We start from the raw sequence: 17482 nt of genomic DNA on the forward strand, positions 1-17482 counted from the left end.
GGGCTTGCCCCCTCCCACATTGGTTTTTCGTATCCAGAGAAAAATTTTATAAATTTATCTTGCGCGCTAAACATTAGCGCTATACATTCACTTCACCAACTACTTAGCGCACAAACATTTAGCACTACATACCAAGAGGACCACACCATGCAAACTCTCTACACAGCAGTAGCTACCGCAACCGGCGGCCGTGATGGTCGTGCGGTTTCCAGCGACAACATCCTCGACGTCAAACTCTCCACCCCCAAAGAACTCGGCGGCGCTGGTGGCCAGGCTACCAACCCTGAGCAACTGTTCGCCGCCGGCTACTCGGCCTGCTTTATCGGCGCGCTGAAATTCGTCGCCAGCCAGACCAAGCGCAAAATCCCGGATGACGCTTCGATCACTGCCCACGTGGGTATCGGTCAAATCCCCGGCGGTTTTGGCCTGGACATCGACCTGCACATCAGCCTGCCGGGCCTCGCCCAGGACGACGCGCAAAGCCTGGTCGACGCGGCTCACCAAGTCTGCCCGTACTCCAACGCCACCCGCGGCAATGTCGATGTACGCCTGCATGTAACCGTCTGATCAAACAGACTCCCATAAAAAAACCCGACTCTAGAGTCGGGTTTTTTTCGTATCGGCGAAGCCAGAATTACTTCTTGGCGCGGCCTTTGTACGAACCGCCTTCGCGGGTGTCGATCTCGATCATGTCGTCGATTTCGATGAAGTCAGCCACTTGCAGCTCGGTGCCGTTAGCCAGCTTGGCAGGCTTCATGACCTTGCCCGAAGTGTCGCCGCGAGCGGAACCTTCGGTGTAGGCAACCTTACGCACGATAGTGGTTGGCAGCTCTACGGAAACCAGACGCTCTTCGAAGAATACGGCTTCGCAGACGTCGGTCATGCCTTCTTCGATGAACGGCAGAACGGCTTCGATGTCTTCAGCGTTCAGTTCGTACATGGTGTAGTCGGTGGTGTCCATGAACGTGTAGGTGTCGCCGCTGATGAAGGACAGGGTCGCTTCTTTGCGGTCGAGGATCACGTCGTCCAGCTTGTCGTCGGCGCTGTAAACGGTTTCGGTCTTGTAACCGGTCAGCAGGTTCTTCAGCTTGGTCTTCATGATTGCGCTGTTACGACCAGACTTGGTGAACTCAGCTTTCTGAACCAACCAAGGGTCGTTGTCGATACGGATCACGGTACCGGGTTTCAGTTCTTTACCAGTTTTCATTACGAATATCCGAAATTTGGATGGGATTTACAAAATTCAAGGTCGCGTATCATATCCAACTTTCATGAAAGTTCACCAGCGCCGTCGCAAGATCGGCCTGCAAGGCCTGTTCCAGACACCAGTTTTCGGCGTGCTGGTTCAGCTCGGGCCAGTGCTCCAGCAGCATTTTCCACGCCTGGCCCATATCGCCATCCGTATTCCAGGCTTGCCACAGCGCGATCAGCGCAGCCCTCGCAGCCGGGGATAACGCGGCGGTGTAGAGCTCCAGAAACGCATCGAGCTTGTCGAGGTGGATGTCTTCGTCCTGCCGGTAGATGTGCCACAACAGCGGCCTGCCCGCCCACTGGGCACGTACGAATGAGTCCTCGCCACGCACCGCGTTGAAGTCGCAGCACCACAGCAGGCGGTCATATTGTTCCTGCCGCACGAATGGCAACACCTGCACGGTCAGCGCCCCGCGCACGTGAACATCCCCCGCCACCAGCCCTTCGGCACCGAGCCAGCGCTGCACGTCACCGAGGATGCGCCCCTCCGGGACCAACAGATGAGTGGCACGCCCGTCCGTCGATAACACGTCCAGCCAACCGGCGAGCCCGGCGTTTTCGTAGGCAAATAACGAGATCAACTGCGCACCGTCAGCGGGAAACACACCCAGGGTCTGCAAGAATTGTCGCTGCGCAGCGCCATCCTGCTGAAACGCCCGACGCGCCTCCAACAACCCCGCCTCGCGCAATAATCCGCCCGTGCCCGGACGGAAACCCGGAAAGAAGAAATACTTCTGTACGCCCTTGAACTTCACCGACGGCAAACGGTGACACCCTACCACCCACTCTTCGGCGCTCAGGTAATCCAGGTTCATCCACAAGGGCCTGCGTTCGGCCATGGCTTCCATATAGTCCGGCGGCAGTTGGCAGGCAAACGCGGCAATCACTACATCCGCGGCGGTTGCGCCCATCCACTCAGACGGCCAATGCCGCACTTCGACGCCTTCTTGCCATTGCTGGTCCAACTGCACATCGATTTCTGGGCACATCCGTTCAAAGGCGCGCAGATCATCGACCCACAAGCGCACCTCACAGCCATGCTCCGCCACCAATTGCCGGGCCAGGCGCCAGGTCACGCCGATGTCGCCGAAGTTGTCGACGACGCTGCAAAAAATATCCCAGCGGGCTTTCATTCCGGGCTCCCACACTCAAAGGCTCGATTGTCCGCATAAATGCGCCGATGCAGAAGGCTTGATCGCGATTATTCTGCACAGCGGCTGTGCGACAATCGCCGCCACGCTGCAAATGCCTGCCAGGAGGCCATCATGTCTGATCGTCCGTTGTCGCTGCTCAAGCTCTGTATTGCCATCGCCCTGGGCGTGTGGCTGGGGTTTATTGCCATTGCGCTGACCACTTGGCTGGCGTCGCGCTACCTCTTCCCGCAAAGCCTGGCGCCGGTAGCCCAGGCGGTTGAGCAACTGGGCAAACCGGTGGTTGTGGCACCTGAACCACCGAACCGCCTGTTCGAGCAATACCAGCAGAACCTGCAGAAGCAGGAACAGCAACAAACCCTGGACCAGGCTCGCAACAACGCGCGCAACCTGTCCAACCCCAAATGCCAGTTCTGGCTGCAACAAGACCAGAACGCTCCCAACGAAAAGACCCGGACCAATGTCCTGCAATTCTGCGATTGATGACCATGAATAAACACGCCGTGCACCTGCTGGTCCTGGAAAAGCTCAGCGTCGACCTCGACATCGCGCAACGCGCTGCGCAGACCGCCTATGAAACCGCGACCCACGAAGAAAATATCGCGGAAAACAAATACGACACCCTGGGGTTGGAAGCTTCATATCTCGCCGCCGGCCAAGCCAAACGCGTCGAGGAAATCAAGCAGGCGCTGGCGCTCTGCCAGAACCTGCAATTGCGGGCGTACGATGATCAGCGTGGGATAGAAGTTGGCGCGCTACTGGGCCTGGAAGACGAGAACGGTCGCCAGCAGTGGTTGTTCCTGGCGCCGGACGCGGCAGGCTTGAAGGTCGATGTGGTGGGGCAACCGGTGACCGTCATCACCCCGCGCTCACCGTTGGGCAAGGGCTTGCTGGGCAAGTTCGAAGGGGATGAGGTGGAGATTCTGGTGGCGGGCGCTCGGCAACTGTTTACGGTTACCGAGGCCAAATAAGCCACTTTACGCAACACGCTCGATGTGGCGAGGGAGCTTGCTCCCGCTGGGCTGCGAAGCGGCCCTGAAAACATGCGGGCGCTGCGCACCCGAGCGGGAGCAAGCTCCCTCGCCACACAAGTGCATGCTTACCACTATTGCGGTGTCAGTGAACGGGCAACTCTACGCCGTCAAACAGCTCTTCCAGTTCTTGCTTGTTATGGCACTGGATCGCCTTGGCCATGACTTCGCGCGTCAGGTGCGGCGCAAACTTTTCGATAAAGTCGCACATGAAGCCACGCAGGAAGGTGCCGCGACGGAAGCCGATCTTGGTGACGCTGGACTCGAACAACTCGCTGGCGTCGAGCACGACCAGGTCTTTGTCGAGGTTGGTGTCCACCGCCATCTTGGCGACGATCCCCACGCCCAAACCCAGGCGCACATAGGTCTTGATCACGTCGGCGTCGGCGGCGGTGAATACCACTTTCGGTGTGAGGCCACGGTGGCTGAACGCCTCGTCGAGCTTGGAACGGCCGGTAAAGCCGAAGACGTAAGTCACGATCGGGTATTCGGCCAAGGCTTCCAGAGTCAGCTTCGGCAGCTTGGCCAGCGGATGACCCTGCGGCACCACCACGCAACGGTTCCAGCGATAGCACGGCATCATCACCAAGTCACCGAACAGCTCCAGGGCTTCGGTAGCAATGGCGAAATCCACGGTGCCATCAGCGGCCATCTCGGCGATCTGCATCGGCGAACCCTGGTGCATGTGTAGTGCAACATCCGGATACTGCTTGATGAAATCGCGGATCACCGGCGGCAATGCATAACGCGCCTGGGTGTGGGTGGTGGCGATGGACAGCGTGCCCTTTTTCTCGTTGGAGAACTCCTGGGCGATCTGCTTGATGCTTTCGACTTTGCGCAGGATCTCACCAGCGGTGGTGATGATGCGTTCACCGGCCGGGGTCACACGCGTCAGGTGCTTGCCGCTGCGGGCGAATACTTCGACACCCAGCTCGTCTTCGAGCAGGCGGATCTGCTTGCTGATACCGGGTTGCGAGGTGTAGAGGCTTTGAGCGGTAGCGGAAACGTTGAGGTCGTGGTGCGCCACTTCCCAGATGTAGCGCAGTTGTTGAAGCTTCATATGTGTCCCTCAAAGCAAATAGACGCCACGGGTATCAGCGACGGTATATAACTATATTAAAGGTCTGACAGATAAATCTAGAACTTTTTATCGTTTTTTACCCATCACACGTCATCACTGCGTCGACGCTGTAACGAAGGCACCAGGTAAACCGGCACGGTAGACAACTGCAACACCCGTGCTGCGGTGCGCCCAAGCGGAGTGGTCGCCGACGTTGCATGGCTATGGCTACCTACGATCAGCAGATCGACGGAAAGTTTTTGCAGTTGGTCGAGAATCACCGCGCACGGATCCCCCTGGATCACTCGCACCGAGCGGATCAATTTCAAGTCGTCCTCGGCATCCCCCAACTCTTCACGAAAGTTGTCCAGCACCTTTTGCTCGATCGTTGCCATGACCGTGGTCAGCCCCTGGCTCTGCCACTCATTCAAGGCCTTCTCATCAAGGTAGCTCTGCAACACCGATTCGGCGAACAACCCGATGGGCTCGACCACGTGAATCACATACAAGTCCGCCTTGAACGTTCGCGCCAGCGCCAGTGCATGTTGCATCACATAAGGCGCATACAGACCCAGGTCCGTGGCGTACAACATCGAACGAATCATAGAACCTCCTGGACTGCCAGGATGGCGGAGATGAACTGAGCTTAGCAGCGACTTCAGCTCTCGGACTGAACCCTTATCTCGTTACTGATGCCATGGGGCACATGCCCGGTGGCCACTACCTCCCTGGCCTTCTCGCAATGACCGGCCTGGTCATCGAAAAACACATCGGCGGCGAAAGCCTCAAGAAACGCCGACTTCTCCAGGCCACCGAGAAACAGCGACTCGTCCAGCCGGATATCCCACTCGCGCAGCGTGCGAATCACCCGCTCGTGGGATGGCGCCGAACGGGCGGTCACCAATGCGGTGCGGATCGGGCACGCCTCGTCCGGAAACTCACGTTGCAACAGGTTGAGTGCCGCCAGGAAGCCTTTGAACGGGCCACCGTGCAAAGGTTGACGTGCCGATTCGCGCTCGCTGGCCTGGAACGCTTCCAGCCCTCCAGCCTGGTACACACGCTCGGACTCGTCGGAGAACAATACTGCGTCACCGTCAAAGGCAATTCGCAGCTCCTCGCTGGACGCCCGGCGCGCGCCGCCGGACAAAATCGTCGCCGCCGCGAAGCCAGCATCGAGGGCACTGCGCACATCCTCGGCATGGGTCGAAAGAAACAGATGGCAACCAAAGGCGGCCAAATAAGGATAGGGACTACGCCCGCCAACGAACGCGGCGCGGGAAATATCCAGGCCGTAAGACTGGATCGAATTGAACACGCGCAAGCCGGTGTCAGCACTGTTACGCGACACCAACACCACTTCGACCCGAGCCCGTCCCAGGCTGGCGTTGAGGCTCAGCAGCTTCTTGACCAGCGGAAACGCGTCGCCGGGCTCGAGGATTTCTTCCTCGTGCTCGATCTGGTATTTGCGGTAGGCCTCGACGCCTTGGGCCAGGTAGACCTTGTGGCTGTCGCTCAGGTCGAACAGGGCCCGCGACGAAATCGCCAGCACCAGTTTGTCGCCCAGTCCCTTTGCCATGGTGTGCCCCCTCCCAATCAGCGGTTGTGCCGATCAATAAAACTCAAAGCCTGAAACAGCGCCTGCATACGCGGCAGTTCACAACCAGCGGCCCGGGCGGCGGCTAAAGGTCGCGCGTAGATCGCCTGCAGCTCCAGCGGGCGTTTGTGAATATGGTCGTGGTACATGCTCGGCAGGTAATCGTCCATGGTTTCGGTCATGGCAAACATCTGCTCGGCGTAACGCGCGGGAATTTCATGGCCACAGGCGTGGGCGCCCTGCACCACTTCAGCCATCAAGGCCTGGATCAGTTCGCGACTGGATTCATCGGCCATCATTGCGGTGGTGCCAGCCCCCAACAACACCGAGAGCCCGTTATACGGCACGTTCCACACCAACTTGTGCCAACGCGCCACATGCACACTGGCCATGGCCTGTGACTCGATGCCGGCCTCATGGAACAGCGCGGCGCCAGCTTCGACAATCGCTCGCTGCTGGTCCTCATCATCGGCCGCGGTACCGCTGTGATAGCCCAGGTTGACCCGGCCCAGAGCCTGATGCTCGACCACGCCAGGTGCGGAGCGATGCACGCCGATATAGCACAGCCCACCCAGCAGATGCAGCGACGCTGGCAGGTGTTCGCGCAGGCTGTCTTCAACATCCAGGCCGTTCTGCAGCAATATCACCTTGGCATCCGGTGCTGCGACTTGGGCGATAGTGGGAGCCAGTTCTACGTTACCCGTGGATTTGGTGCCCACCAGCAACCAATCGCACGGCGGCATATCCGCAGCGTGGGCATAAGCCTGCACCGGATGCAGGTGCAAGGGGCCATGCACCACGCTGTTCACATGCAAGCCATGCTCACTGACCGCCGCGTATTCGCTGCGCAACAGGAAATGCACATCGAAGCCGGCGCGCGCCAGCATCAGGCCGTAGAAACCACCGATGGCGCCGGTGCCGATGATGCCAATGCGTGGCGACTGGGGAGCAACTGCTGTCATGGCAAATCCTCTGGTATCCGGGTGAGCGCCTGTTTTACGCCTTCGGTAAGGTCAGTGAGCGTAAGACGTGTCTGTATTTGCCCAAGAAACTGACCCTCGCACACCACGAACAACGCGGGCAAATGAAAGATCTGGTAGCGTTCGACCGCGCCGCCGTTGTGCCCGGCATCCACCCAGCACACCCGGTCCACCGGTAGCCGCCAACCCGGCAGTTGCTGGCGCGCCCAACGACAGCTGGAACAACCGACGCTGGTAAACACCACCAACGAAATACCTGGCAATCCCAGCAACTGCTGGTCAATATCCAGGTCGGTCAATTCCAGTTCCTTCACTATACTGCTGCTGCCGCCGTCAACTGGACGGTGCTCGGAGTCCGTGTACATGGGTCGTTTTTTACCTCACCCTGATGATGTCGCTGTCGAGTTAATCCAACGTCCCACCCCTGCCATCCCGCGCCAACGCCTGCTCACTTCCGGCCTTGGCGGCATTGCCTGTAACTGGCCGCGTGCCTGGCGCCAGGGTACGGCGGTTGATCTGCATATCCCTTCGCTGGGCGCCAGCGCCCGTTATCCAGGCTATGTGGCCTGGTGCCGTAAGGTCGAAGACGGCTATCGCATCGGCATCTCGTTTACCGATGAACATGCACTGTTCGGTGCGCGCATGGGTGAACAAGCATGCCGGATTGAACGCTATTGCCGCCAGCACGAAGACGCCGAACCGACGCCCCAGCAACTTGAAGCCCTGGCTCGCGAGTGGGTATCGCGCCATGCCGTCGAGTTCTCCCACGAGGCATTTGTGGCGCCAGCGCTGGATTAAAGCGGGTTTTGCCCATTGTCGCGGGCCCGTGTTACGCGCTAAGGTTCCTCCCCCCTGCATTCAAATCATGCTGTGCTCCGCCGCACGGGGATGGCTGGCGGCCGGCACCCGTGACCCTGACGAGTAACACGATGGCTGATTTACCGATCAATGACCTAAACGTCGAATCCAACGAGACGCTGATCACACCCGATCAGCTCAAGCGCGAAATCCCTTTGAGCGAGGCTGCCCTGCAGACCGTGACCAAGGGCCGCGAAGTCATCCGTGACATTCTCGACGGCACCGACCACCGCCTGTTCGTCGTCATCGGGCCTTGCTCGATCCACGACCTCAAGGCGGCACACGAATACGCCGAGCGCCTCAAGGTGCTGGCGGCAGAAGTGTCGGACACCCTGTATCTGGTGATGCGCGTCTATTTCGAGAAACCGCGTACCACCGTCGGCTGGAAAGGCTTGATCAACGACCCGTACCTGGACGACTCGTTCAAGATCCAAGACGGTTTGCACATTGGCCGTCAGTTGCTGCTGGACTTGGCGGAGATGGGCCTGCCCACCGCAACCGAAGCCCTCGACCCGATTTCCCCGCAGTACCTGCAGGACCTGATCAGCTGGTCGGCGATTGGCGCGCGCACTACCGAATCCCAGACCCACCGCGAAATGGCGTCCGGCCTGTCGTCGGCCGTCGGCTTCAAGAACGGCACAGACGGCGGCCTGACCGTGGCGATCAACGCCCTGCAGTCGGTCTCCAGCCCGCACCGCTTCCTGGGTATCAACCAGGAAGGTGGCGTCTCCATTGTCACCACCAAGGGCAATGCCTATGGTCACGTGGTGCTGCGCGGTGGCAACGGCAAGCCTAACTATGATTCGGTCAGCGTCGCCCTGTGCGAACAGGCATTGAACAAGGCCAAGATCAAGCCGAACATCATGGTCGACTGCAGCCACGCCAACTCCAACAAGGACCCGGCCCTGCAACCGCTGGTGATGGAAAACGTCGCCAACCAGATCCTGGAAGGCAACCAGTCGATTATCGGCTTGATGGTCGAGAGCCACCTGAACTGGGGCTGCCAGGCGATTCCAAAAGACCTGGCCGACTTGCAGTACGGCGTGTCGATCACCGATGCCTGCATCGACTGGGCAGCCACCGAAAACACCCTGCGCAGCATGCACGCCAAGCTCAAGGACGTATTGCCGAAGCGCAAACGCAGCTGACCCTGTCGAACTGCGCACACAAAAACGCCGGGCTAAGCCCGGCGTTTTTCATACTGCTGTTTTTATGCCTTACAGCTTCGCGGCATGGCGCTGGTGACGCTCCATGTAGCGCTCCACATAGGAGCAGGACGGGATCACCGTGTAGCCGGCCTCTTCGGCGAACTTCAAGGCTTCCTCGGTCAGTGCCGCCGCGATACCCCGGCCCCGCAGTGCGTTGGGCACGAAGGTCCGATAGATATCCAGGGTCTGTTTACCAAGGTCCATATAGGTCAGATAGGCACGATGACCGTCCACATTGGTCTCGAACTGATGACCAGCCTGGTCATGGTGGATGGACAACGCCTCGCTCATCACTACTCCTCGCGGGTCTTGGTTTCTGACCCCTACCTTACCGATGTTTTTCCGGCGAAGGAACATCTACGCCACCCCGTGCCGGTTTCGACAACGAGAAAACCTTGAGCGCTCACACCTGCACGTAGGGAAATAGTAGGCACCGATCCTGCATTTGCTCAAGGCGCACTCGTCATCCCCTGCCGTGGGTGGATATAGAAAGGGCCTCGATCAACCAGTGATCGAAAGCCTGAACATTGCCGGCAGTTGAACCTTATGACGAACAGGCGCTCTTAAAGTCACCTCTACATGCGCAAAAGATGCAGGGTGCGCCAAACCCAAGCTGAACGAAAGTGTCAGCGTGGATATATAAAATTCCACCGGCTTACAGGGCTCGACACATGCGGGCCGGACCTTTCAGGCTAGGTGATACTTTTGCCTGTTTGAAAAAAATTGGACGGTTTTTATACAAACCTCCAAAAGGTTAGCCAAAATAGATTCAGCGTGAGAATTTTTTTTGCTTCTTGCGCTACGTCAGTTTACTTACTACAAGTAATGGGTAGTATGTACGCCGGCTGTTAGCTCACGTTGAGCAAGTAGCCACTTAATAGAAAGTCCTTGAAGGGGAACACGATGAACAACGTTCTGAAATTCTCTGCACTGGCTCTGGCCGCAGTTCTGGCTACCGGTTGCAGCAGCGTCTCCAAAGAAACCGAAGCACGTCTGACTGCAACTGAAGACGCAGCAGCTCGCTCCCAGGCTCGTGCAGACGAAGCCTACCGTAAAGCTGATGAAGCTCTGGCTGCTGCTCAAAAAGCACAACAGACTGCTGACGAAGCTAACGAGCGCGCTCTGCGTATGCTTGAAAAAGCTAGCCGCAAGTAATAATCCCTCGGGGTTGTTATCAAGCCGATCCATTTATGGGTCGGCTTTTTTATTGCCCGGATTTAAGAACACAAACCAGGGATTGCTTCTGTGGCGAGCGGGCTTGTCCCGCGCTGGGTGGCGAAGCCACCCTAAACTCAGGCACCGAGGTATTTCAGTAAGACCGAGATGGATGGATTTGGGGCGGCTTCGCCACCCAGCGCGGGACAAGCCCGCTCACTACAAGGGATCGATCGGAGTGCTGGCGGCGACCGGCGCTGCGCCTGGTACACCAATCTCGGTCGGCAGGCCGTCTTCAGCCGCGACCACATCCCGTACCTGATCCCAGTTAACCCGCAAGTTATTGGCCAGGTCCTCACGCTTGAGCAAGGCGTTGATGACCGCCGTGTGCTTGTCGACCACCGACGGCGTGCCGTCGTCATTCAAGGGCGTGTGCGCTTCAAGGTAAACCTTGCCGCCGCTGCTGCCGAACTTGTAGGCATCATTGATGATGCGCACCGACGTTCCTACAGGCACCATGCCAGCCATTTCCAGCACGTTGTTGTTGAACATCCGGAAGCAACCGTGGCTGGTGCGCGTGCCGATCCCGAACTTCATGTTGGAACCGTGTATCAGGTAGCCCGGCGTGCCCAAGGTGAACTTGAACGGGCCCAGCGGGTTGTCCGGGCCGGCTGGCACCACGTTGGGCAGCGGGTCACCGTTGGCGGCGTGCTCGGCCTTGATCGAGGCCGGCGGGGTCCAGGTCGGGTTCGGCGTCTTGGCGATAATGCTGGTGTGGGCGATAGGCGAACCCCAGCCCTCACGTCCAATCCCCAACGGGAAGGTGTAGACCACATTCTGGCCCTTGGGATAGTAGTAGAGCCGGTATTCCGCAAGGTTGATCACGATGCCTTCACGTGGCCCCGGCGGCAGGATGAAGCGCGTCGGCAGCACGATCTCGGTGCCCGCACCCGGCAACCAGGCATCCACGCCCGGGTTGGCCGCGACCATCTCGGAGTAGCCCAGGTCATAGGTGGTGCCCAGGTCGGCGAAGGTGTCTTCGTACTTGGCCTTGATCACCTGGACCTGGCCGACGATGTCTTCACCCGGTGGTGGCAAGGGCAACTGCAAGGCAGACGCAGAGCCCGCCCCACAGAGTGCAGCGAGAGACAGGCAGCAGGTGACGACGGAAAGGCGCGACAACATCCGGAAAATCCTTCGCAGAACGACGGGTAGGTAAAAAACGATTGTATACGTGAAGCAGGCTTCTAGCTGCCCCTACAACTCGAAACGCAATTCCGGCCAGATCGGCGGCGTGCCACGCTTCTGGGATTCGAGGATCGCCCGGCACAACGGGCAGAGGCGCTGGTCCTGGAAGATCGAACGATCAACCCGTGACCAACGGGGCTGCGCAGGCAACAGCGTGCCACACAGCGTGCGATCGATGGAGCCGCCCAGTTCCAATTGACGCGCAACCAGATGCACCCGCACTTCCTGGCAGGCGAACAGATCCAGCTGCTCGTCCGGCTCGATCAGTTGGTAGTTAAACAGGGACCAGGCAGGACGCGACATCAGGGGCTCCAAATCGGGGGGGCGCCACCTTAGCCGAAAGCCTGCCGGTAGAAAAGCGTCATAGCAGCGGTTTTAGCGTCGGCCAGACATTTTCCAGCAACTTGCCCTGGGCACCGACCGCCGGGTGCAGTTGGTCCGCCTGCATCATCTCCGGGTGACCGCCGACGCCATCGAGGAAAAACGGCACCAACGGCACCTCTTTCTCCTTGGCCAGGGTGCCGTAGACCTCGGCAAATGCGTTGGTGTAGCGCGGGCCATAGTTGGGCGGCAATTGCATGCCCAACAACAAGACCTTGGCGCCAATGGCCTTGGAGCGATCAATCATCGAAGCAAGATTTTGTTTCAATTGCGCTGGAGGCTGGCCACGCAGGCCATCATTGCCACCCAACTCGATCACCACTACGTCCGGCTTATGCTCTACAAGCGCCGCCGGCAGCCGCGCCAGGCCTCCGGCACTGGTGTCGCCACTGATGGAGGCATTGACCACTTTATCGTCGAAACCCTCAGCCTTGAGCCGTTGTTCCAGCAGGGCCACCCACCCTTTGCGGGTATCCAGGCCGAAACCGGCACTGATACTATCCCCAACGATCAGGACTGTACCCGCCGCTGCGTTCTGGGCCATGCACATCAAGGCCAGGCCAGCACTCAAAAACCACATTCGCATCGGATTCTCCATGGGCGCACGCATTCTCACCGCGCGGAACCTTAGCAAAGTGGTTCCCAGCGCGGAAGGTGAACTGACTATCCTGCACGAACTGAGCCTGGAACTGAACAAGGGTGATAGCCTGGCTATCGTCGGCAGCTCCGGTTCCGGCAAATCCACCCTCCTCGGCCTGCTGGCTGGCCTTGACCTGCCCAGCAGCGGCGAAGTCACCCTGGCCGGCCAGGCCCTGAGCACCCTCGACGAAGACCAGCGCGCGCGCATCCGGGCCGAGCACGTAGGCTTTGTGTTCCAGTCATTCCAACTGCTCGACAGCCTCAATGCCTTGGAAAACGTCATGCTGCCACTTGAGCTGGACGGTCGCAAAGACGCCCGCGAGCGCGCCCGGCACCTGCTGGAACGCGTGGGCCTGGGCCAGCGCCTGACTCACTCGCCACGCCAGCTTTCGGGTGGCGAACAACAACGAGTGGCCATTGCCCGCGCTTTCGCCGCAGAGCCAGACGTGCTGTTTGCCGACGAACCCACCGGCAACCTCGACAGCCACACCGGCGAGCGCATCAGCGACCTGCTGTTCGAACTCAATAAAGAGAGCGGCACGACCCTGGTGCTGGTCACCCACGACGAGCGCCTGGCCCACCGTTGCCGACGCCTGATCCGCCTTGAAGCCGGCCTGATGGTCGCGCCCCTGGAGCCTTGATGGCACGTTTGCCGCTGTTGCGCCTGTTCAGCCTTGCCATGCGTCAATTGCTGCGCGATGCCCGCGCCGGTGAATTGCGCGTGCTGTTCTTCGCCCTGCTGGTGGCCGTGGCTGCCAGCACGGCCATCGGGTACTTCGGTGCGCGCCTGAACGGCGCCATGCTGTTGCGCGCCACCGAGTTCCTCGGCGCCGACCTGGTGTTGGAGGGCAGCTCGCCGGCCCGGCCCGAACAAATCAAATCCGGCACCGAACTGGGCCTGGATCACGCCCGCGTGGTGGAGTTTTCCAGCGTCATCGCCACCGATAATGGTATCCAGCTTTCCAGCATCAAGGCCGTGAACGAGCAATACCCACTGCGGGGTGAGCTGAAAAGCGCCGCTGCGCCCTTTGGTGAAGAAACACCAGGCGGCGGACCCAAGGCCGGCGAGGCCTGGGTGGAAGCGCGCCTGCTGACGGCGTTGGACCTCAAGGTCGGCGACAGCATCGATGTGGGCATGAAGACTCTGCGTCTGGCTCGTGTCCTCACCTATGAACCAGACCGCGCCGGTAATTTCTACAGCCTTACACCACGGGTGATGATCAACCTGGCCGACCTGGATGCCACCGGCGTGGTCCAGCCCGGCAGCCGGGTCAGCTACCGCGAACTATGGCGCGGCCCCCAGGGCAGCACCGTACTGCAAACCTACCGTGACTTGATCAAGCCAGGCCTCGCCGCGAACCAGCGCCTGCAAGACTCACGCGACGGCAACCAACAGATCGGCGGCGCGCTGGGCAAGGCCGAACGTTATCTGAACATGGCCAGCCTGGTGGCGGTACTGCTGGCCGGCGTGGCCGTGGCGTTGTCGGCGAACCGTTTCGCTACCCGCCGTTTCGATGCCAGTGCGTTGTTGCGTTGCCTGGGTCTCTCGCGACGCGAAGCCATGTTGCTGTTCAGCCTGCAGCTGAGCGTACTGGGGCTATTGGCAAGCCTGGCTGGCGCCCTGCTCGGCTGGCTGGCGCAATTTGGCTTGTTCTATTTCTTGCACGACCTGCTACCGGCAGACGTTCCTCCAGGTGGGCTGCTACCGGCCGTTGCCGGGATCGGTACTGGACTGGTCGCTCTCGCTGGTTTCGCTTTGCCTCCCCTGGCCGCACTGGGCCGGGTACCACCGCTGCGGGTATTGCGTCGCGACCTGCTGCCGATCCCGTCCAGCACCTGGATGGTCTACGGTGCGGCGCTGTTCGCGCTAGGCCTGATCATGTGGCGTCTTAGCCTCGATCTGGTGCTGACCTTCGCCTTACTCGGCGGCGGCGTGGTGGCGGCGCTGATCCTCGGCGGCCTGCTCCTGCTACTGTTGCAGAGCCTTCGACGCTTGCTCGCCCGTGCATCCCTGCCGTGGCGCCTGGGCCTGGGCCAACTGCTACGCCATCCATTGGCCGCCGCCGGGCAGTCCCTGGCGTTTGGCTTGATCCTGCTGTCCATGGGTTTGATCGCGCTGCTGCGTGGCGAGTTGCTCGACACTTGGCAGAACCAATTGCCCAAGGATGCCCCCAACTATTTTGCCCTGAACATCCTGCCGGCCGACAAGGACGCCTTTGGCGCCCGCCTGTTGGAAGTGCAGGCACAATCGGCGCCCTTGTACCCCGTAGTGCCGGGCCGTCTGATCAGCATCAATGGCGAGCCGGTTCAGGAGATTGTCAGCAAGGACTCCAGCGGTGACCGCGCCGTACAACGTGACCTGAGCCTGACCTGGGCCGCCGATCTGCCGCCGGGCAATGCCCTGACGGCCGGTTCGTGGTGGTCGCAGCAGCCCACCGATGAAGTTCCAGGCGTGTCGGTAGAAGCCAAGGTAGCGGAAAGCCTCAAGCTCAAGCTCAACGACCACTTGGTGTTCACGGTGGGCGGAGAAAATCGCGAAGCGCGGGTGACCAGCCTGCGAACCATCAACTGGGATAACTTCCAGCCCAACTTCTTCATGATTTTCCAACCGGGCACCTTGAAGGACCTGCCGGCGACGTACCTGACCAGCTTCTACCTGGCTCCAGGCCATGACCAGCAGATCGTCGATCTGTCGCGGGCGTTCCCGGCGGTGACCATCCTGCAGGTCGAGGCACTGCTGGAGCAGTTGCGCAGCATCCTCGCCCAAGTGACGTTGGCGGTGGAATATGTGCTGCTGTTTGTGCTCGCAGCGGGGATGGCGGTGTTGTTCTCAGGGCTGCAAGCCACACTGGACGAACGTATCCGCCAGGGGGCGTTGCTGCGTGCACTGGGCGCCGAGCGCAAGCTGCTGGTCAAGGCCCGGCGCATCGAGTTCGGTTTGCTGGGTGCCGTCAGCGGCTTGTTGGCGGCGCTTGGAACCGAGCTGGTGACCTTCGTGTTGTACCGCTACGCGTTTGACCTGGCCTGGCACCCTCACCCGTGGCTACTGCTGTTGCCATTGATCGGTGCCGTACTGATCGGTGGTGCCGGAGTGTTTGGCACGCGCCGAGCGTTGAATGCCAGCCCACTGACCGTATTGCGCGAAGGCTGAAACGAAGCGGGCCCGCACTCCTGATTGGAGGCGGGCCCGCATGGCTTACTTCACGTACTCGATGCCGGTAATCCACCAGCACACTTCACCACCCGGGGTCTGCACGATGGCCTCGTCGTCCACTTCTTTGCGCAGAAGCGCACGAGCCATCGGTGAATCGATGGAGATGTAGTCCATCCGATCATAAATCTCGTCGTAGCCCACTATTCGAAAACGCTTGGTCTCGCCCTGCTCGTTTTCGATCTCGACCCAGGCGCCAAAAAATACTTTGCCTTCCTGCTCGGGCATGTACTCCACTACGCGCATGTCTTCCAGGCGTTTGCGCAGGTAACGCACGCGTCGATCAATCTCGCGCAGCAGCTTTTTGTTGTACTGGTAATCGGCGTTTTCGCTGCGGTCCCCCAATGAGGCCGCCCAAGTCACCTTACGGGTGGTGTCAGGGCGCTTCTCTCGCCAGAGGTAATCCAGCTCCTTTTTCAGCGCCTCATGACCTTCTTTGGTTATCAGCTTGGTACTCAAACGCTTGCGTCCCCTGGCAATGTCCATTGGCACCGATGCATACAAGGTTTGTACCCTGCGATCGGCCGGCAGGCATTGATGATAAATGAACCCAGGAAACTAGCCAGACCCGTCAGCTCTCCAACGCCAAATCCAGGTCATGCAACATACTCCGCAGGCTCTGGCGCATCGTCGACACCTGCGACACCATGCCTTTTATCGCTTCGGCCTTCTGGTTGAGCGCCATCGACTGGTCATACAGTTCGGTGGCGCGCTGCTCCAACTCCCCGGCTCGCTCGTCCAAGTGGTTCTGTTGCTGCTGCAATCGGACCTGCCATTGCTCAAGGGCCACCTCCCGTTCAGTTATCGCGAGTTTCTGCTGACTCAGATCCTGAGCGACTCGAGCGAGGCTGCTCAGCGTGCTGTCCACCTCAAACAAGGCATTTTGCTCCGCCGGTGCAGGGAGTTCTGGTGGTGGCGATACTTCCAGCACACTCGATGCAACAGGTGCAACCTGCAACGTCACCAAAGGCGGTTCGACAGAAACGTTTTGTGGCTCTTCAACAAGCGGTTCATCTACAGGCAATTGAACCGGTTCGGGTGGGCTCGATACCCTGGGAAGCGAGCTCATTTGAGACGAAAAACGAATCGAGGGTACGATCAATGCTGCGCTTTCGATTGCGGGCAGCGCGGGAGCGGACATACCCAGGGAAATCACTTTCATCACCAAGGCTTTTTTGATGATGACCGAGTGGTGATCCTCGGGCCTGGCAGGTGGCAAGCTACACCCTTTCAAGTCGACAAAATGATAGGCAACCTGGCCATCGGCTACACCACCGGCCTTGGCGCCCGACGCCGCCAACATCAGGATTTGTTTGAAAACACCCATGGCAACCTGCAAGTCTTCCTTCGACTCGACAGCCCCCAGAAAATAGCGATCAGGCTTTTTGCGTAACGCTGCGATATAGACCCTGGAACTCCCCGGCTCGACTTCCTCATCCAGGCTATACACTAGAAAGTTGGAGGCGATCTGGCCAACCGCAAACCCGCAGAGCAATGCACCATTGACTGGCGCATCCTGGCCATCGCGTTCAAGAACAAGGGTACGTAGAAGCATCATGGTTGCTCGGCTCTCAATATAAAGTGCGGGAGGCTATATAAATACCGCATAAAATTTCTATCGAAAAAGATCGAAAAACTTAAATTAATTATTTCAGCTCCGACCAAACCTGCACGTAGGAAATGTCTCTATTACACACGAGAGCGTTCCAAAAATT

General features: G+C 59.4%; 21 protein-coding genes. 8 read left to right on the forward strand and 13 right to left on the reverse strand.

Annotated elements, in window-relative coordinates; all coding sequences use genetic code 11:
• Nucleotides 1–147 precede the first annotated feature (147 nt).
• The gene (locus DYL61_RS17350; protein WP_010176159.1) at nucleotides 148–567 is read left to right on the forward strand and encodes an organic hydroperoxide resistance protein; all 420 of its coding nucleotides are present in this window, start codon (nucleotides 148–150) and stop codon (nucleotides 565–567) included.
• A gap of 67 nt (nucleotides 568–634) precedes the next feature.
• Here the strand turns inward: DYL61_RS17350 and DYL61_RS17355 are convergent, their stop codons facing one another.
• Nucleotides 635–1207 (reverse strand): elongation factor P, encoded by a 573-nt coding sequence (locus DYL61_RS17355; RefSeq protein ID WP_105698493.1) that lies wholly within the window; start codon nucleotides 1205–1207, stop codon nucleotides 635–637.
• A 49-nt stretch (nucleotides 1208–1256) separates the two neighbouring features.
• Entirely contained in the window at nucleotides 1257–2384 is a 1128-nt protein-coding gene (gene earP / locus DYL61_RS17360; RefSeq protein ID WP_135309341.1) for an elongation factor P maturation arginine rhamnosyltransferase EarP, read from the reverse strand.
• A gap of 132 nt (nucleotides 2385–2516) precedes the next feature.
• Between earP and DYL61_RS17365 the strand changes: the two genes are divergently transcribed.
• Complete coding sequence (locus DYL61_RS17365) at nucleotides 2517–2885, forward strand: hypothetical protein (RefSeq protein ID WP_135309342.1); 369 nt, start codon at nucleotides 2517–2519, stop codon at nucleotides 2883–2885.
• Nucleotides 2886–2890: 5 nt separating this feature from the next.
• Nucleotides 2891–3373, forward strand: coding sequence for a GreA/GreB family elongation factor (locus tag DYL61_RS17370; RefSeq protein WP_135309343.1), 483 nt, complete (start codon nucleotides 2891–2893; stop codon nucleotides 3371–3373).
• A 145-nt stretch (nucleotides 3374–3518) separates the two neighbouring features.
• Here DYL61_RS17370 and cysB read toward each other — a convergent pair whose 3' ends face one another.
• From cysB to DYL61_RS17395, 5 genes are all read right to left on the reverse strand, one after another.
• Nucleotides 3519–4493 (reverse strand): HTH-type transcriptional regulator CysB, encoded by a 975-nt coding sequence (gene cysB, locus DYL61_RS17375; RefSeq protein WP_003189876.1) that lies wholly within the window; start codon nucleotides 4491–4493, stop codon nucleotides 3519–3521.
• 104 nt (nucleotides 4494–4597) lie between these two features.
• Entirely contained in the window at nucleotides 4598–5098 is a 501-nt protein-coding gene (locus tag DYL61_RS17380) for a universal stress protein (protein ID WP_135309344.1), read from the reverse strand.
• 53 nt (nucleotides 5099–5151) lie between these two features.
• Nucleotides 5152–6069 carry a 5'-nucleotidase gene (locus tag DYL61_RS17385; protein ID WP_105698489.1) on the reverse strand — a complete coding sequence of 306 codons (918 nt, stop codon included), beginning with the start codon at nucleotides 6067–6069 and terminating at the stop codon, nucleotides 5152–5154.
• Nucleotides 6070–6086: 17 nt separating this feature from the next.
• Nucleotides 6087–7049: a putative 2-dehydropantoate 2-reductase gene (locus DYL61_RS17390; protein WP_135309345.1), complete on the reverse strand. Its 963-nt coding sequence runs from the start codon at nucleotides 7047–7049 to the stop codon at nucleotides 6087–6089.
• The gene (locus DYL61_RS17395) at nucleotides 7046–7432 is read right to left on the reverse strand and encodes a YbbN family protein (RefSeq protein ID WP_135309346.1); all 387 of its coding nucleotides are present in this window, start codon (nucleotides 7430–7432) and stop codon (nucleotides 7046–7048) included. Before DYL61_RS17395 ends, DYL61_RS17390 begins: the two co-directional genes overlap by 4 nt.
• On the opposite strand from DYL61_RS17395, the gene DYL61_RS17400 reads away from it, so the two are divergent.
• Together DYL61_RS17400 and DYL61_RS17405 are read left to right on the forward strand one after the other, a co-directional pair.
• Nucleotides 7431–7865, forward strand: coding sequence for a PilZ domain-containing protein (locus DYL61_RS17400; RefSeq protein ID WP_135309347.1), 435 nt, complete (start codon nucleotides 7431–7433; stop codon nucleotides 7863–7865). The two genes, DYL61_RS17395 and DYL61_RS17400, sit on opposite strands and share 2 nt — an antisense overlap.
• A 131-nt stretch (nucleotides 7866–7996) precedes the next feature.
• Complete coding sequence (locus DYL61_RS17405; RefSeq protein ID WP_105698485.1) at nucleotides 7997–9073, forward strand: 3-deoxy-7-phosphoheptulonate synthase; 1077 nt, start codon at nucleotides 7997–7999, stop codon at nucleotides 9071–9073.
• A 69-nt stretch (nucleotides 9074–9142) separates the two neighbouring features.
• On the opposite strand, the gene DYL61_RS17410 is transcribed toward DYL61_RS17405, so the two are convergent.
• The gene (locus tag DYL61_RS17410; protein WP_003189869.1) at nucleotides 9143–9424 is read right to left on the reverse strand and encodes a GNAT family N-acetyltransferase; all 282 of its coding nucleotides are present in this window, start codon (nucleotides 9422–9424) and stop codon (nucleotides 9143–9145) included.
• Nucleotides 9425–10036: 612 nt separating this feature from the next.
• On the opposite strand from DYL61_RS17410, the gene oprI reads away from it, so the two are divergent.
• The gene (oprI, locus tag DYL61_RS17415) at nucleotides 10037–10288 is read left to right on the forward strand and encodes an outer membrane lipoprotei OprI (protein ID WP_003172710.1); all 252 of its coding nucleotides are present in this window, start codon (nucleotides 10037–10039) and stop codon (nucleotides 10286–10288) included.
• A 219-nt stretch (nucleotides 10289–10507) separates the two neighbouring features.
• Here oprI and DYL61_RS17420 read toward each other — a convergent pair whose 3' ends face one another.
• From DYL61_RS17420 to DYL61_RS17430, 3 genes are all read right to left on the reverse strand, one after another.
• Nucleotides 10508–11473 carry a L,D-transpeptidase family protein gene (locus tag DYL61_RS17420; RefSeq protein ID WP_135309348.1) on the reverse strand — a complete coding sequence of 322 codons (966 nt, stop codon included), beginning with the start codon at nucleotides 11471–11473 and terminating at the stop codon, nucleotides 10508–10510.
• 72 nt (nucleotides 11474–11545) lie between these two features.
• Complete coding sequence (locus tag DYL61_RS17425; protein WP_010211879.1) at nucleotides 11546–11839, reverse strand: hypothetical protein; 294 nt, start codon at nucleotides 11837–11839, stop codon at nucleotides 11546–11548.
• 58 nt (nucleotides 11840–11897) lie between these two features.
• Complete coding sequence (locus DYL61_RS17430; RefSeq protein WP_167497977.1) at nucleotides 11898–12503, reverse strand: arylesterase; 606 nt, start codon at nucleotides 12501–12503, stop codon at nucleotides 11898–11900.
• 10 nt (nucleotides 12504–12513) lie between these two features.
• Between DYL61_RS17430 and DYL61_RS17435 the strand changes: the two genes are divergently transcribed.
• Complete coding sequence (locus DYL61_RS17435) at nucleotides 12514–13197, forward strand: ABC transporter ATP-binding protein (protein WP_135309350.1); 684 nt, start codon at nucleotides 12514–12516, stop codon at nucleotides 13195–13197.
• Nucleotides 13197–15707, forward strand: coding sequence for an ABC transporter permease (locus DYL61_RS17440; protein WP_135309351.1), 2511 nt, complete (start codon nucleotides 13197–13199; stop codon nucleotides 15705–15707). Before DYL61_RS17435 ends, DYL61_RS17440 begins: the two co-directional genes overlap by 1 nt.
• 45 nt (nucleotides 15708–15752) lie before the next feature.
• On the opposite strand, the gene greB is transcribed toward DYL61_RS17440, so the two are convergent.
• Nucleotides 15753–16226 carry a transcription elongation factor GreB gene (gene greB / locus DYL61_RS17445; protein ID WP_135309352.1) on the reverse strand — a complete coding sequence of 158 codons (474 nt, stop codon included), beginning with the start codon at nucleotides 16224–16226 and terminating at the stop codon, nucleotides 15753–15755.
• A 112-nt stretch (nucleotides 16227–16338) separates the two neighbouring features.
• Entirely contained in the window at nucleotides 16339–17325 is a 987-nt protein-coding gene (locus tag DYL61_RS17450) for a hypothetical protein (protein WP_135309353.1), read from the reverse strand.
• Between the last annotated feature and the right edge of the window lie 157 nt (nucleotides 17326–17482).

The organism is Pseudomonas nabeulensis, assembly GCF_004682045.1.
Taxonomy (GTDB): domain Bacteria; phylum Pseudomonadota; class Gammaproteobacteria; order Pseudomonadales; family Pseudomonadaceae; genus Aquipseudomonas; species Aquipseudomonas nabeulensis.